The following is a 16455-nucleotide window of genomic DNA, read 5'->3' as shown; positions in this document are numbered from 1 at the left end:
TGTTCAGTTTCGTGCCTTGATAAGAGAATCAGCTCCGAGTTCCGCAGTGATCAAACGAGCGGCCATGGAACCATCGCAGGTATCAGTATCGCACCAAAGGTCGACTACTTTCGAGTATGCCTCTTCTAAAACGGTCAACTGCGCCCTAAACCACGCTCGCGGAGTACCTAGAGCGGCTGGACGAGGCGCATCCAAACCGTTGCGACGCACCAGTGTCGACAGCGAGGCACGTAGACCCACCACCCTGGCGCCGCCTGCTTTGGCTTCAACCACGCCTTCAAACACTTCAGGGTTCAGTATCGAAGAGGCACTGAGGACAACTATTGAGCCTGCTCCCGGACCATTGGGGGTGAGCACTTCGCAAGCTGCCACCGCGAGGGCTTCCAGTGCAGACTCGGGATCATCGGTCATGGCGACTCCCACGGGAGATCCGAGAATGAGTGACGCATTCTCTTCAGACTCAACGACAGGTAGACCGAGTTGGAGTCCCAAGGCTTCGGCTACCTCACTTTTCCCGCTGCCTGAGGCGCCCACCAGGACAAGGCTCGGAAATGAACTCACTTTTCTCCCATACCCATATCAACTGCCAACTTCTCCACTGCGTTCGGACTGACTTCACGAACGGTTGGCCTGCCATCCTCCCCTAAGAGTACAAAGCGTAAGCTTCCCTGCCGGACCTTCTTATCGGAGCGCAGTCCCTCCATGAGGACGTGGATCTGGCCCCGGTAGCGGGTGGGAAGACCGACAGCGGCGAAAGTTTCCTCATGCTCAGCGACCACACTTTCCGGGATCAGTCCAAGGGAGTGTGCCAGGTGAGCCGCGAAAACTGAGCCGATCGCAACGGCCTCCCCGTGCCTCATGGTGTACTGCTCTGCGCGCTCGATCGCGTGACCCATCGTGTGCCCATAGTTGAGAATCTCACGTAGGCCGCCCTCGAGGCGATCAGAGCTAACCACACGCGCTTTCACGGCTATGGACCTGGAGACGATTTCGGTGAGGGTGCGAAGACCCTCCCCCGTTGCCCACACCGCTGAGCCGATCTCGGGGTGGTCTGAAATGATCTGCAGTATCTTCGGGTCATCGATAAACCCGGTTTTGATCACCTCGGCAAGGCCCGCAGCGTACTCGGCCTGGGGTAGAGATCCCAGGGTGAGCAGATCGACGAGAACCACATGGGGGTCATGGAATGCTCCCACCAGGTTCTTACCGGCTGGAGTGTCAATACCGGTCTTCCCTCCCAGGGCAGCATCGACCATCGCGAGCAGTGTGGTCGGCAGGTGGATGACACGAATTCCGCGGAGCCACGATGCGGCGATGAACCCACCCAGGTCCGTCGTGACCCCTCCCCCGAAGGTGACTACTACATCCCGTCTTCCGAGGCCCACTTCGCCTAGGAGATCCCAGGCTTCTACAACCGTCTCAATGCTTTTTGCCCGCTCCCCATCAACGTGGGAGAAATCGGTAACTGTCACCCCCGCCTCACCGAGGACCTTTGCAATCGGTCTGCTGGCGTCATGCAGAGACTCGGGATAGACGAGGAGGGCTCGCGTTGCCTCCCGCGGAAGATATCCCTTGAGGAGGTCGGTTGTGCCTACACCCGTGAGGACGTTATAGCGGTGGCTGCCCTTCACCGGGGTGTACTCCCAACCAAGGAGCATGCTGATGATTTGCTGAACAACCCGCTCGGCGGGTGCGTTGGAGGAAGTGACGCGATAGTTTGCCAGTCGGGCATAGATGGGGTCGCGACGTGCCTTGAGCTCGGCTAGCTGGGCTTCCGGGTCTTCCTGCAGCAGCGGGCGACGGTTGCTTCGTGCCACTCGAGCTACCAGAACATCGAAGTCTGCATCGACCCAGATGACCGTTTGATCACGGAGGAAGCCAGCAACGGCATCGGTCTCGATTGCCCCGCCTCCCAGGGAAACCACCCCTGGAAAGTCGGCGGTTTCTAGGATTGCCTGGGCTTCAAGCTCACGGAATCTCTCTCTACCTTCGTCTCGAAAGATCTCCGCAACAGTCCTGCCGGTTTTCCTCTCGATCTCAGTGTCGATATCGATGTGAGGTACGCGTAGAACGGCCGCCAGGTTGAACCCGACTTTGGACTTGCCGCTTCCGGGAAGCCCAATGAGGTACCAGGGTGCCTCACTTGGAAAATCAGTCATTCTGCGCGGCCCCCCAACTTGGTGGTGCTAGGCGGCCCGCCACGTACTGCTCCTGGGCGCGATGCTGTTCTTCGACCTCGGCCACGGACATTCCCCCAAACCTCTCAGTGAGCTTCTGGGCCAGGACGAGGGCGACCATCGCCTCAGCAATCACAGCACCGGGAACGACCTGACAGGTATCGGAGCGCTGGTGGAATGCAGATGTGGCAGTTCCATCGACCAGGTCTACGGTTGGGAGTGGACGAGGAACTGTCGAGATCGGTTTGAAACCCACTCGGGCCACAATCGGCTCACCGTTGGATGTACCCCCCTCGATTCCCCCGGCACGGTTGGTTTGACGCGCTATCGTGGCGCCTTGGCGGACAATGTTGTCGTGGGCTGAGCTGCCGAGACGACGAGCAGACTCAGCTCCATCGCCGATCTCTACCATCTTGGCTGACTGAATACTCATGAGTCCCCAGGCCAGTGCAGCATCCAGTTTCCTGTCGGACGAGACGTGGGAGCCGAGGCCGACGGGAACGCCGTAGGCAATCACCTCGGCGATGCCGCCGATGGTCTCTTGGGTTTCGCTGGCTGCATCGATGGCAGCCATGTAGGCGTGCTCGGCTTCAAGACTTAATGTTCTTACGGGTGAGGCTTGGAGTTGCGCCCGTTCGGATGGTTTCGGCAAGTCCGGAACCGGAACCGCACTGGAGCCCACCCCCACCACGTGGGAGACAATCTCTGTCCCGCAGACCTGCCTGAGCAGTTGGCGTGCAATCGCACCCAGGGCGACCCGGGCGGCAGTCTCGCGGGCAGAGGCCCGTTCAAGGATGTTGCGAGCGTCCTCCATGCGGTATGACAGTCCCCCGGCGAGGTCGGCATGGCCCGGACGAGGTCGTGTTAGGGGGCGATTCCTAGCCATCTCTCTGACATCTCCCCGACCCGCATCCACCTGAAGGGCCTCGGCGGGAACCGGGTCTGCACCCATGACGGCCTCCCACTTGGGCCACTCAGAGTTATGAATGACGACGGTGATCGGTGCCCCTGTCGTAAAGCCGTGGCGCACCCCCGAGAGGATCTCGACACGGTCCTGTTCAAATGCCTGGCGCGCGCCGCGTCCGTAACCTTGGCGTCGTTCCTTTAACGCCTCTGCAATCAGAGCGGTATCAACGCGGACTCCGGCCGGCACACCCTGCATGGAGGCAACGAGGGCGGGTCCGTGTGATTCACCCGCGGTGGTCCAAGTAATCATGAGTCAAGCTTTCCACAGTCCCCCTAGACGAGCACCATTGGTCCAACCGCCGCGAGGACCCAGCAGCCAAGCGCAGACCCCACCATGTAGGGACCGAAAGGAAACCTCGTTTGAGAGCCGGGGCGGGCCATGAGAAACAGTGCCCGAAGAGCAGCGACGGTGAAGGCAGCCAAGAGGCCGAGCACCGCGATCCGGAAGGAACAGGTAGCGAGCGCCGCTCCGAGAACGGGTGCGAGCTTGATGTCTCCCCTGCCCACCTGTCCCAACCTGAAGCCCACCACGAGGGGCACGGTCCAAGTTACCGCGCCGAGTGTGATAGCCCAGAACCATGCTGAGCCCACATGTCCCAGGGCGGGAGGAAGTAGAACGAACAGAAGGACTTCCAGGGCCATGAGCCCGGTAATCGGATCGGGCAGGCGCAGGGTCCGAGAGTCGATCAGAATCGAGATCCAACCCAGTGATGTGAGGACGACCCCGATACCAACGACGACTCCTGTGCCAGCGTCACCCCATCCCCAACCTCCCGGGAGCGAAGGACGCTGGACCGCTCCGAGGTAGATTGCCAAGGAACCAGTTAGAGCACTTCCCCACACCAGCGTCACCGGACGAAGGCGTTCGGCAGGCAGGTAGCGAGAAAGAAGTCTTGAGCCGGTAAGTCCCAGCCACAGGAGGTTAGCCGTCAGGATTACCAGTGCCGCTAGGAGCTGGACAGCCTCTCCGGTCACCGGCGCGCCGCGGCCTCGAGTACCGCTTCATAGACGGGCTGGAACGGCACATCACGAGAGGTCCAGATCTTCACCTGGGCAAGTCCCTGGTGCGTCAGCATCATCAGCGGGGAGGTGACCGTTGCTCCGACCTGACGGAACTTTGCCTCGAGTGGTGACTCACCGCCCGAATATGTGACATCGAGAAGCACTGAGCTGGTACCGGGGGTAAGAAGTCCAGCGAACTCTTCGGTGGCTGCCGGCGGAACGGTTGAGATCATCACCGGAGCCTCATTGAACGCTTCCACAAACCTGTCAGCCACTTTCCACAGAACAGTGTGCACGTCGAGGCCTAATGACAGGCCGATAGAGAATGCGTTCTGCGCTCCGGCGAAGGAACGACCCACCAGGTAGACGCGAGTTGCTCCGATTGATTTGAGCGCTGCCAGTGCGGAGCTGGCCGTTGCCCCGGTTCCTAGGACCACGGGTGCTGGTGCACCACTGAGTGGTCCGCCCTCATCCTCAACAAGAAGTGGGAGCGAACGCCGAATGCCCTTCTGCAGACTCTTGACCGAGGGGACGATGGCGTCGACGATTCCCTGGACATCGGTGTTGAACGCGGCACTCATCGACGGCAGAAAAGCTACCGTATTGGCGCACTCGACCAACTTTGCCAAGCCGTCCGCGACATCGGTCTGCCCGAGAAGCGCCTGCTTCAGGGGTGCCGTAACACTGAGGCCGACACAGTTCGGATCCACTTCGCTGAAGAAGCTTGCAAGGGACTCCTTCCCGACCTCGTACCTGCGGTACTCCCAATCAAGTCCAAGCAGGCTGAAAGCCCTGGAGTGCAGGACCGGAGAAAGTGAGTGTTCGATTGGTGATCCAATCACGGCTGCCCACTTAGTCATGGAAGGTTAGCACCTGCCTTCGTTCTCTTCACACCACTGGCTGAGTAGCTTCACGTTCTCTGTTTGCTCTTCGAGGGTCGAGGAAAACAGCGTCTCACCTGTATCCAGGTTGACGGTCACGAAGTAGAGCCAGTCTCCGTCGGCGGGATCAATGGTTGCCGCGATGGCTTCTGGAGAGGGCGAGGCAATGGGAGCGGGAGGTAGGCCTGGGAACCTATAGGTGTTGAACGGGCTGTCTGATGCAAGGTCATCAGCCGTGGGGAGACCCCCGTACTTCCCAACGCCGTAGAGGACAGTTGAGTCCATTTGCAGCAGTCCGCGTGTCTCAGCTTCCGGCATTTCCAGGCGGTTGGCAATCACCCTCGCGACCTTGGGTAGGTCTTCGTAGGCGCCGGCCTCACGCTCGAGAATCGAGGCTTTGATGAGGGTTTCCTGCCACTCAGCCTCGGGGGCTCCGAGTTCAGTAAGTTCCATCTTGGTGCGCTCAATCATTGCGCTGAGAAGCTCGGTGGGACCATCACCGTTGGCGACCTCATACGATCCGGTGGCAAGCCAACCTTCGACGTTTCCGTCCGCCTCTTCAATAAGGCCGAGGGCGGCAGGGTCAGCTAGGGCCGCGTCGATCTGCTCCTGGGTGAAACCACCCACCGAAATCATCTTCTCGAAGATCTGCTCGGCAGTTTGCCCGGCATTCACTGTGATCGCGTTGTCCCGCCTGTTGGCCTCGTCAAGAAGCCAAGCCAATGCGGCTGCCGAGGTCATACCCTTCTTGAGGGTGTAGGTTCCCGGCTTGATAGTCGAGGCCGCAGAGTTTCCATCAAAAGCCTGGGTAAAGCCCGCCACCGTCTTGACGACTCCGGCATCAACCAGAGACCGGGCGATGTCAGAACCGAGGTCTCCGGTGGTGATGGTGACCTCAACCTCTCCCTCTCCAGGACCCGGGAAATCGAGTGACTCCTTCGTTGGGGTGCCCGAGTCTCCGAGGGTTGTCCAAGCCACGTAGACAGCTCCTCCGACCAATCCGAGGAGAAGAATCAGGATGAGGGCGACCCGCCACTTCGGGGCCTTCTTGGCCTTCCTCTGAGCGGGAACTCGAACTGTGTTCTTGACCGGAACTGCTCCGGAATCGTGACGACGGGTCCGCGCCGGCGGCGCCTGGGGAGGAGTTTGTGGAGAGGCTGCCGCAAACTTTTTGGAGGCGGCCTTCTGTGACTTCTTTGCACGTCGAGCTGGAACTTGCGGCAGCGCCCCGGTTTCGATGAGGTGTTCGCGCCTGGTCGGAAAGACCCCGGTGGAAGGGGGAACCGAAGTCGCTGGAGGTTCCTCCGATTTCGAGTCATTTTGACTCTCGTGAGGCTCGCCCCTGCTAGGGATCCGTGATCGGTGAAGGTCGCGGCGCGTTGGGAACTGGCTCCCGGAAGGTTTAGGGGGCACTGCCATGGGGTTCTCGCTACTCACTTGTTCCACTCCTGCTACTGCCTTCCGCAACCACTTCTTCGCCGGGTGGCAATCCGGTGGCACGCTCAAGTTCGAGGGCGTGCTCCAGGATCACCTGGGCAGCAACAGAATCTATCTTTGATCTCTGCTCGCGCTCCCGAACTCCGCCCTCATGAAGCATGCTTTTGGCAGAGAGGGTGGAACGTCGTTCGTCGACGAGACAGAGTCTTACCTGAGGAATCTTACGTGCAAGTTGCTGGGAAAACTCTCGAACGAAGCGTGCCGACTCCCCTTCGGCTCCGTTCAGGTGGCGTGGGAGGCCGATGACGACCTCAACTACGCCCCTCTCTTCAACCTGCCTGCTCACAAGGCGTATGGCGCGATCAGGAGGCCGAGCCGGGATGAAGTCCAGGGGAATGGTCACAAGGGCATCGCCTGGGCTGTAAGCCACCCCGATGCGTGCCTTGCCGACATCTAGTCCCAGCCGAGCCCCGCGCCTCAGGACAGGACTCCCCTCACCTGGGTTACGACATTCTCGAGGGCAGCCTGAACCGCATTGGGATCGGTTCCACCCCCCTGGGCGAAGTCCGGCTTGCCTCCTCCGCCTCCCCCGAGCGTCTTGGCTCCGCTGCGGACGAGATCTCCGGCCCGTATACCTCTGTCACGGGCCAGTTGGTTGGTCGCAACGACCAGCTGGGGCCTGTCGCCAACGACGCCGGTGAGTGCCACCACCGCGGGCTCAGAGTCCCCGAGCCGATTACGGACGTCCAGTGCGACATCACGGATTGCATCAGTCGTTGATACGGTCCCCATATCGCTGGTAGCCACGAGAACATCGTGGACTCGGCGAGCACCTTCAGCCACATCGACAGCTCGGGACAGGAGGACCTGGCTCTGCAGTGCACCCAGCTGACGCTCGGCGTTCTTTATCTTGTCAAGCAGGGTCGAAATCTTCTCAGGCAGTTCTTCGGGGGTTCCATGGAGCATACCTGTGAGCTGGGATACAAGCGCGTGCTCCGCAGCCTGGAACTGGTAGGAAGAGTCTGAGACAAGGGCATCGATGCGCCGAACCCCGGAGCCAATCGACGACTCGGTGAGCACATTAAGGCGTCCGATTTTGCCGGTCGAAGGCACATGGGTTCCCAGGCAGATTTCCATGGACCAGTCGCCGCCAATGGAGACAACGCGAACGTCCTTGCCGTACTTCTCTCCGAAGAGGGCCATTGCCCCCATTTCCTTGGCCTTCGCGAGTGGCATCACCGTTTCGGTAATCTCGAGGTCATCCATCATCTTCTCGTTGACCATCGACTCGATGTCCCCAAGTTGACCCGGGGTCAGAGCCTTGTTGTGGCGGAAGTCGAGGCGCATCCGAGCCGGAGAGTTATCCGATCCTGCCTGGGTCGCCTGGGATGAGATGACCTCATGCAGTGCCTTGTGAACGATGTGGGTCGAGGTGTGGGCGCGGGCGATTGCCAGTCGTCGTACCTCATCGATTTGGGAGAACACTCTGTCCCCTACCGCAACGGTCCCCTCGGGAACCATCACTCGGTGAACCGACAGTCCCTTGAGAGGAGACTGCACGTCAAACACCTCTAGTTCGACACCGTTCTCAGTTCGAATGGTGCCCTGGTCGGCGCGCTGTCCGCCGGCTTCAGCGTAGAATGGGGTCCGGGTCAGGATCAGCTCAACCTGCTGGGGTCCTTCGACAACCGGTACGGATGCGCCATTGACAAGGAGACCCGCAATCTCAGCTTCACCGGAGGCACTGTCGTAGCCGATGAACTCGGAGCCGCCCCCCAGCCCCTCGGCAATCTCCTGGAAGACCTTGACATCGACGTGACCGGCTTTCTTGGCTCGAGCGTCAGCACGGGCCCGCTCCTTCTGCTCTTCCATCAGGCGACGGAACTTAGCCTCATCAACCTTCAGACCCTTTTCGGAGGCCATCTCCAGGGTTAGATCAATTGGGAAACCGTAGGTGTCGTGAAGTGCAAAAGCTTCCTCGCCGGAAAGAATCGGCGTCTCATCCGTGCCTGACTTGAGGGCTGATGACACAGCTGTCTCGAAGATCATGGTGCCAGAGTCGAGGGTGCGGCGGAACGCGACCTCTTCCCCGTATGCGACATCAGAGATTGTCTCCCAGTTGGTAATCAGATCCGGGTATGAGGGCGACATTGCATCGCGTGACACGGGCAGAAGCTCAGGCAGCGTGACCTCATCGACACCAAGCAGGCGGACAGACCGCACCGCACGTCGGACCAGTCGGCGCAAAACGTAGCCAGCTCCGTCGTTACCCGGACGAACACCGTCGTTGATCAGCATCATCGACGAACGGACGTGATCGGCAATGATGCGCATCAGAACATCGTCTTCCGGGCTGGCTCCGTAGCGCTTTGAAGCGATCTCTTCAACACGATCGATGACGGGACGAACCTCATCGATTTCAAACATGTTGGGCTTGTCCTGAAGAACCAAGGCGAGACGCTCGAGCCCAGCACCCGTGTCGATGGCCTTACGTTCGAGTTCGTGAAGGAGCGGATAGTCCTGCCCCTCACCTGGACCACGCATGTACTGGTCGAAGACCAGGTTCCACAGCTCAAGGTAGCGGTCTCCGCCCGGGTCTACATTGCCCCCGACGGCTTCCGGACCATACTCAGGTCCCCGATCGTAATGCCATTCACAGCAGGGACCGGCAGGCCCGGGCTGGCCCGTGGACCAGAAGTTTTCGTCGCGTGAAAGGCGAACGATGTGCCTGGGGTCCATTCCCACCTGCTTGGTAAGGACATCGTAGGACTCGGTATCCCCCTCCCAGATAGTTACCCAGAGGCGATCTGCGTCAAGGCCGTACTTTCCCTCATCGACAGAGCCGGTGAGGAGGTCGTGCGCAAAGTTGATTGCGCCTTCCTTGAAGTAATCGCCAAAGGAGAAGTTTCCATTCATCTGGAAGAAGGTGCCGTGACGAGAGGTGTGTCCAACATTCTCAATATCGTTGGTTCGGATGCACTTCTGCACCGAAGCGACCCTTGGCCAGGGCGCTTCTTCCTCTCCCGTAATGTACGGAATGAAAGGGACCATCCCCGCAATCGTGAAGAGAATCGAGGGCTCTGGCGAAAGAAGGGGTACCGAAGGGCGGATTTCGTGGCCATTGGCGGCGAAGTAGTTGACCCACCTGTCGCGAATCTCGTGTGTGCGCATGTCTCTCTCTCGGCTCTTAGCAGGGCATATATGTCTGAGAATAGCAAGGAGGACGGGGGCTGAATGCCTCCGTCCTCCCCTTGCTTATGACTTAGCGTGAGTAGTACTCAACAACCATCTGTACGTCGCATTCGACGGGAACATCGACGCGCTTTGGAATTTCAACCAGCTTGGCCTTCAGGTTGGCGATCTCTACTTCCAGGTAACCCGGAGTCTTGGGGAGCACTTCCTGGTGGGCACCAGCCGCTGCGATCTCAAACGGAACTGTGGTCTGCGACTTGGGCTTGACCTGGATGGTCTGGCCCGGCTTGACGCGGAAGGAAGGACGGTCAACGATCTTGCCGTCAACCATGATGTGGCGGTGCACAACTGCCTGGCGGGCCTGAGCCATGGTGCGAGCGAAACCGGAACGCAGGACTAGGGCATCGAGTCGGGTCTCAAGCAGTGAAACCAGGTTCTCACCGGCCATGCCGGACATGGCGCGAGCCTCTTTGAAGGTGTTGGCCATCTGTGCTTCACGAATGCCGTACTGGGCACGAAGACGCTGCTTTTCCTTCAGACGAACCGCGTAGTCAGATTCCTGGCGACGGCGGGTACGGCCGTGCTCTCCGGGGCCATAGGGGCGCTTTTCGAAGTAGCGAACTGCCTTCGGGGTTAGCGCGATGCCGAGGGCGCGGGATTGGCGCACCTGCTTGCGGGCACGATTATCTGCCATTTTTTCTCCTGTTTCGTAGTGTCATGACCTCGCTGCTGCGAAATCATGGGGCCAACTCCATGGTTACCAAATCCCTCAAAAGTGAAGGCAGAATGATACTCAATCGGCTAAGACCCCAGGCGGCCGAGAAAACGACCGTCAGCAATACTACTGGACAGAAGTGGCTCAACCCTAGATGAGACCGTGATTAGGCTGAGTGGTTAGTCACCTCACAGGTGCTGAGCTTCATCATGGATACGTCGAATTGCCTCTAGACGAGCTCCGATTCGAGCCTCTTCCCCCCGACCGGTCGGGCGGTAGTAACTAACCCCGGAGAGTTCGGCTGGCAGGTAGGTCTGGCCCGCGGCGATCGCGTGGGGTTGATCGTGGGAGTAGACGTAGTCCTTGCCGTGGCCCAAACCCTTGGCTCCGAAGTAGTGAGAGTCGCGCAGATGCATGGGCACAGCACCCGAACGACCGGCCTTAACATCGGCCATTGCCTCACCGATAGCAACCACAACGGCATTGGACTTGGGTGCGGTGGCCACGGCTATGACAGCTTGCGCAAGAATGATTTGGGCTTCGGGCATGCCGACGAGGGCGACAGCCTGAGCTGCGGCAACGGCCGTCTGTAAGACGCTGGGATCAGCCATGCCCACATCCTCTGAGGCATGAATCATCACCCTGCGTGCAATAAACCTTGGGTCCTCCCCCGCCTCTAGCATGCGGGCCAGGTAGTGAAGAGCCGCATCTACGTCCGAGCCCCTCATCGACTTGATGAAAGCGCTGGCGACGTCGTAGTGCTGATCCTGATCCCAGCGGACCAGGGCCGTGGCAGCAGCAGTCGAAACATCCTCAATCTCAACTACCGTCTCACCCCGGTCGAGAGTTACTGCGGCGGCTGCCTCAAGAAGTGTCAACCCCTTGCGGGCATCTCCGCCGGCAACCCTGATCAAAACCTCCAGGGTTCCCTCTCCCAGAGTCACCGCACCGTCAAGTCCATCCGCACTTGCCAATGCGCGTTCCAGCGCGGATGCAATCGCTCTGTCATCAAGGGAGCGAAGCACCAGGAGAAGAGAGCGGGACAGCAGTGGAGAGATAACTGAGAACGAAGGGTTCTCAGTGGTAGCTGCAACGAGGGTAACCCAGTGGTTTTCAACCGCTGGAAGGAGAGCATCCTGTTGCGATTTTGAAAAGCGGTGCACCTCATCAATGAAAAGCACAGTCTCTTTTCCGGTCGCTGCGAGGGCGTGCTTTGCGGAAGCAATTACCTCACGCACCTCTTTGACACCTGCACTTACGGCCGAAACCTCTGCAAACCGCCTGCCTGACTGACGAGCGATCAGGTAGGCCAGCGTGGTCTTACCGGTCCCGGGAGGCCCCCAGAGGATAACTGAGGGGACGGAAGTTGAACCGGCATCAAGGAGGCGTGAAAGTGGCGAACCGGGGGTGAGCAGATGGTCTTGGCCCAGCAGATCCGAAGCTGTGCGAGGGCGCATCCGAACCGCGAGCGGTCCGGATGGCGACACCTCAGGAAGCCCGTAGTCATCTACACCTAGGGCGTCAAATAGATCCATTCCTCAACTCTATCTTCGGGAGAAGCGAGTCTGTTCTGTCCCATTTAGTCGAACAGTGAGGTGTCGCCGGCGCCCTTCCGAGCCACCTCGGGGTATCCGGCCGTAAAGTCAATGACAGTGGTGGCACCAGCCAGTCCCACCGGTCCGTCAACGACGATGTCCACCTCATTGCCCACTGCCTCAACGACCTCGTCACACGAGATAAGCGGCTCTGTCTCTCCGGGGAGGATCAGGGTTGAGCAAAGCAGCGGCTCTCCCAGTTCTTCAACAATTGCCTGGGTGATGCGGTGATCAGGAAGGCGAACGCCAACCGTCTTCTTCTTGTTCACCAGCGTCATCCGGGGCACCTCTTTGGTGGCGGGCAGGATGAAGGTGTAGGGGCCGGGAGTTAGAGCTTTGATCGTTCGAAAGGCTTTGTTATCAACCATGACCAGTTCGCCAAGCTGCCCGAAAGACTCGCAAAGCAGGGAGAAGTTGTGCTTGTCATCGAGATGACGAATACGGCGAATCGTCTCTAGACCATCCTTGTTGGCGAGTTTGGAGGCCACCGCGTACCCGGAATCTGTGGGTAGCGCGATGGTCCCGCCCTCGTTCAAAACATCGACAATCTGTCGAACGAGTCGTGGTTGGGGGTTATCGGGGTGCAGTTCAACAGTCTTCATGGTCTAAGCCTAACTGTGACCTCCGACATTCGGACCCTAAAACTACGCCTCTTCGCTCTCTTTGCCCTCTTCGTCCTCTTCTTCAGGAGTAAAGTCCACTCCGGTTTCGGCGCGCTGAGCCGCATCGATCGGACCCGGAGCCTCCGTGAGCGGGTCGAAACCGCCGCCGGATTTCGGGAAGGCAATGACGTCACGGATTGAGTTGGCTCCGCTGAGCAGAGCTGCAATCCGGTCCCAACCCAGCGCAATCCCACCGTGAGGCGGAGCGCCGAACTGGAAGGCGTCCAGCAGGAACCCAAACTTCTCCTGCGCCTCTTCCTGGCCGATTCCCATGACGTTGAAAACGCGCTCCTGAACGGCGCGCTGGTGGATACGGATCGAGCCACCCCCGATTTCGTTGCCGTTGCAAACAATGTCGTAGGCACTTGCCAGTGCTGAGCCGGGATCCTTGTCGAACGTGTCCATGTACTCGGGCTTGGGGCTTGTGAAAGCGTGGTGCACAGCGGTCCAGGCGCTTGCTCCCAGTGCAACATCGCCCTCCGCCTTGGCGGCAGCTGAAGGCTTGAACATCGGGGCGTCAACGATCCAGACGAACGACCACTCGTTCGGGTCCATGAGTTCGAGGCGACGTCCGATCTCAAGTCGGACCGCCCCGAGAAGTGCGCGGGCATCATCCGGGTTGCCAACACCGAAGAAGACACAGTCCCCCGGCTGAGCGCCAACGGCCTCGGCAAGACCGGTCCTCTCCTCTTCGGAGATGTTCTTGGCGACAGGACCGCCAAGGGTGCCGTCCTCGGCGAAAGTAACGTAGGCCAGACCCTTCCCACCGCGAGACTTGGCCCATTCCTGCCACTTGTCGAAGGTGCGGCGCGGCTGAGAGGCACCGCCGGGCATGACGACCCCACCGATGTAAGGCGCGCCATTGAAAAGGCGGAAGGGGCTGTCTTGGAAGTAGTCGGTCAGGTTGACCAGTTCGAGGCCGAATCGCAGGTCGGGCTTATCGGTCCCGTAACGCTCCATTGCCTCGAGGAACGGCATGCGCGCAATCGGGGTGGTCAGGTCGTAGCCAATCAGAGCCCAGATGTTCTTGAGAACCTTCTCTGTCTCAGTGAGGACATCCTCCTGATCCACGAAGCTCATCTCAACGTCGAGCTGGGTGAACTCAGGCTGGCGGTCCGCGCGGAAGTCTTCATCGCGGTAGCAACGGGCAATCTGGAAGTACTTTTCCATGCCACCGACCATGAGGAGTTGCTTGAACAACTGGGGCGACTGCGGAAGGGCATACCAGGATCCGGGGGCTAGTCGCGCGGGGACGAGGAAGTCTCGGGCGCCCTCCGGGGTGGAACGAGTCAGCGTCGGAGTCTCGACCTCGACAAAGTCATCATCGAGGAGAGTCTCACGGGTGACGCGAGACATCGCGGAACGGAGGCGGATGGCCTTCTGGACCGGGGCGCGGCGCAGATCGAGGTAACGGTACTTGAGGCGCACCTCTTCTCCTGCGCCGGGTTCATCGGTGTGCGTGGAGACCTGGAATGGTAAAGGGGCCGCGGTGTTGAGGATCTCGACGTCATCGCTAAGGATTTCGATCTGGCCCGAAGGGAGGTTCGGGTTCTCGTTACCTTCGGGACGCTTGGAAACCTGTCCGGTCACCTTCAGGACGTACTCGGGTCGCAGCTGGTGTCCGACCTCTTCATCGCGAACAACCACCTGGGCGATTCCCTTGGAGTCGCGCAGGTCGATGAAGATCACTCCACCGTGGTCGCGGCGGCGGTCCACCCAGCCGGTCAGTGTGACAGTTTGTCCCTCTAGACCAAGATCAAGCTGGTCCATCGTGTGAGTGCGTAGCACAGAGTTTCCTTCCCACGGTCGCGCTCGGCGCGATTTGACTGGTCCGATTGTACGCTCTGTCGCCTCACCGACCGACTTCGAGCATGCGCTACGGGGGCAAACCGGGGTGGATGTGCTCACACGACCACGGTTTATCGAGGTCGCCCGCGTAGTGTTGACCCGGCGTCACTTGGCGCGATTAGAGGGTAGTGGCGACATTTGCGGCGACCCATCGAGGGGAAAAATGACTGAAGAGACGAACCAGACCACATTTGCTGACCTGGGATTGCCGGGTTACCAACTGGTAGTACTCGATGAACTGGGGTTCAAACACCCCACACCGATCCAGCAGGCGGCGATCCCGCCCCTTCTGGCCGCGCAGGATGTTGTCGGAATCGCCCAGACGGGCACGGGCAAGACCGCAGCCTTTGGCCTTCCTTTGCTAGGGCGTGTCAATGGCAATCAGAAGGGCGTTGCCGCACTCGTCCTCGCTCCCACAAGGGAGCTGGCGCTGCAGACCACCGAGGCACTCGAGACCCTTGCCGGTCCCAAATCCAAGATCCGCATGGTCACCGTCTATGGCGGCTCTTCCTACGGCCCGCAGCTGCGTGCCCTAAGAGAGGGTGCTCAAGTCGTCGTCGGCACCCCCGGGCGTTTGATGGACCTGATCGAAAAGGGCGCCCTTGATCTCACCTCCGTGAACACCGTCGTCCTCGATGAGGCCGATGAGATGCTTCGCATGGGGTTTGCCGAAGACGTCGAGACGATCCTGAAGACGGTTCCTGACGAGCGCCTGACCGCACTATTCTCCGCCACGATGCCCAAGACGATTGAGCGGGTGGCCGCCAAGCACCTGACCGATCCTCTGAGGATCGAAGTCACCTCGGCTTCATCCACCGTCAAGACCATTCACCAGACCTACTCCCTGGTGCAGGCGAACCTGCGCACCGAGGCCCTAGCACGGGTCCTGGAGATGCGCGGTAACCACGAGGGACGAGAGGGCGGGGCTGCCATTGTCTTCGTTCGCACCCGTCGCGACGCCGAGGAAATCCCTCTTGCGCTGATGTCTCGCGGCATTCGGGCCTCAGGCATCTCGGGTGATATCGCCCAGCGTGAGCGTGAGCGCCTGGTTCAGGGACTGCGAAACGGTGATCTTGACGTCCTGGTCGCCACAGACGTCGCGGCCCGGGGCCTTGATGTTGAGCGAATTGGTCTGGTGGTGAACTATGAGCCACCGATTGAACCTGAAATCTACGTCCACCGCATCGGCCGAACCGGGCGTGCGGGGCGGGCTGGTCGTTCCCTCACTTTCTTCACTCCGCGGGACCGCCGTCGGCTGCACCAGATCGAGCGAACCACGGGTGCCAAGATGCAACAGGTACCGATTCCGACCAGCCAGGAAATCATTGATACCCGGGCACGCCGTGTTCTCGAAACCCTGATTGGTGATGACGGAGCACCAACACGTCCCGACACCTCCGCGATTGACGCCGCCCTGAACGCCGCCGAGGCCGCAGGACTGGACTTCCGCCAGATCGCCGCAAGCCTTCTCTTTGATGCCGCTGTCCCCACCACCATGCAGAATGCCTCTGAGAGCGCTCGTGAACGCATGGATGCCAACTTCAACAGGTCTGAGGCCTTTGACGGGGGCGCCGGTGGTGCTGCCCGCTCGAAGAAGGTTCGAGGCAGCCTGCAGAATCGCTACCGACTTGAGGTCGGCAAGCGGGACGGGGTCTCCCCCAAGGCCATTGTCGGAGCTATGACCGGTGAGGCCGGACTGCGCGGAGCCGACCTCGGCAAGATCAACATCTACCCAAACTTCAGCGTCGTCGAGGTTGCTGAGAAGCTCACTGACCACCAGATCCAGAAGTTGACCCGGGCCCAGGTGTCCGGACGCAGGTTGAAGATCTCCGTAGACGACGGTCCCCGCCAGGAACGTTCTTACGAGGGTGGCCGTGGTGGTCGTGGCTCCGAGCGGTCATTTGACCGAAAGGACAGGTCGCCTGAGCGTCGGGGTGCTAAGAAGTCTGGGCGCCCCCGACACTAGGCACATCTGCCGCA

At 60.1% G+C, this 16455-nt stretch carries 13 protein-coding genes; 1 reads left to right on the top strand and 12 read right to left on the bottom strand.

Going from position 1 to position 16455, the window contains the following annotated elements; translation table 11 throughout:
• Positions 1-3: 3 nt before the first annotated feature.
• From CS903_RS02650 to aspS, 12 genes are all read right to left on the bottom strand, one after another.
• Positions 4-561 (bottom strand): shikimate kinase, encoded by a 558-nt coding sequence (locus CS903_RS02650; RefSeq protein ID WP_099332009.1) that lies wholly within the window; start codon positions 559-561, stop codon positions 4-6.
• Positions 558-2159, bottom strand: coding sequence for a 3-dehydroquinate synthase (gene aroB, locus CS903_RS02645; protein ID WP_099332008.1), 1602 nt, complete (start codon positions 2157-2159; stop codon positions 558-560). Before aroB ends, CS903_RS02650 begins: the two co-directional genes overlap by 4 nt.
• Entirely contained in the window at positions 2152-3393 is a 1242-nt protein-coding gene (gene aroC / locus CS903_RS02640; RefSeq protein ID WP_099332007.1) for a chorismate synthase, read from the bottom strand. Before aroC ends, aroB begins: the two co-directional genes overlap by 8 nt.
• Before the next feature lie 23 nt (positions 3394-3416).
• Positions 3417-4118, bottom strand: a complete 702-nt coding sequence (locus CS903_RS02635) for a prepilin peptidase (RefSeq protein ID WP_099332006.1) — start codon at positions 4116-4118, stop codon at positions 3417-3419.
• On the bottom strand, positions 4115-5005 hold the full coding sequence (locus CS903_RS02630; RefSeq protein ID WP_099332005.1) for a shikimate dehydrogenase family protein: 891 nt from the start codon (positions 5003-5005) through the stop codon (positions 4115-4117). Before CS903_RS02630 ends, CS903_RS02635 begins: the two co-directional genes overlap by 4 nt.
• A 6-nt stretch (positions 5006-5011) precedes the next feature.
• Positions 5012-6463 carry an endolytic transglycosylase MltG gene (mltG, locus tag CS903_RS02625; RefSeq protein ID WP_242491722.1) on the bottom strand — a complete coding sequence of 484 codons (1452 nt, stop codon included), beginning with the start codon at positions 6461-6463 and terminating at the stop codon, positions 5012-5014.
• Positions 6456-6926, bottom strand: coding sequence for a Holliday junction resolvase RuvX (gene ruvX, locus CS903_RS02620; protein ID WP_277984867.1), 471 nt, complete (start codon positions 6924-6926; stop codon positions 6456-6458). Before ruvX ends, mltG begins: the two co-directional genes overlap by 8 nt.
• Before the next feature lie 14 nt (positions 6927-6940).
• A complete protein-coding gene (gene alaS / locus CS903_RS02615) occupies positions 6941-9634 on the bottom strand; it encodes an alanine--tRNA ligase (protein WP_099332003.1) in 2694 nt (897 codons plus the stop codon).
• A 91-nt stretch (positions 9635-9725) separates the two neighbouring features.
• Positions 9726-10349: a 30S ribosomal protein S4 gene (rpsD, locus tag CS903_RS02610; RefSeq protein WP_099332002.1), complete on the bottom strand. Its 624-nt coding sequence runs from the start codon at positions 10347-10349 to the stop codon at positions 9726-9728.
• 209 nt (positions 10350-10558) lie between these two features.
• Positions 10559-11905, bottom strand: coding sequence for a replication-associated recombination protein A (locus CS903_RS02605; RefSeq protein ID WP_099332001.1), 1347 nt, complete (start codon positions 11903-11905; stop codon positions 10559-10561).
• Between the two features lie 44 nt (positions 11906-11949).
• The gene (locus CS903_RS02600; protein WP_099332000.1) at positions 11950-12567 is read right to left on the bottom strand and encodes an L-threonylcarbamoyladenylate synthase; all 618 of its coding nucleotides are present in this window, start codon (positions 12565-12567) and stop codon (positions 11950-11952) included.
• A 42-nt stretch (positions 12568-12609) separates the two neighbouring features.
• Positions 12610-14415: an aspartate--tRNA ligase gene (gene aspS, locus CS903_RS02595; protein ID WP_099331999.1), complete on the bottom strand. Its 1806-nt coding sequence runs from the start codon at positions 14413-14415 to the stop codon at positions 12610-12612.
• A gap of 223 nt (positions 14416-14638) precedes the next feature.
• Here aspS and CS903_RS02590 point away from each other — a divergent pair, with 223 nt between their 5' ends.
• Positions 14639-16441, top strand: coding sequence for a DEAD/DEAH box helicase (locus tag CS903_RS02590; RefSeq protein ID WP_099331998.1), 1803 nt, complete (start codon positions 14639-14641; stop codon positions 16439-16441).
• Positions 16442-16455 lie beyond the last annotated feature (14 nt).

The sequence above is a fragment of the Actinomyces minihominis genome (assembly GCF_900187855.1).
GTDB lineage: Bacteria > Actinomycetota > Actinomycetes > Actinomycetales > Actinomycetaceae > Scrofimicrobium > Scrofimicrobium minihominis.
The sequence above is the reverse complement of the archived record's forward strand: the minus strand, read 5'-3'. Positions and strand labels throughout refer to the sequence as shown.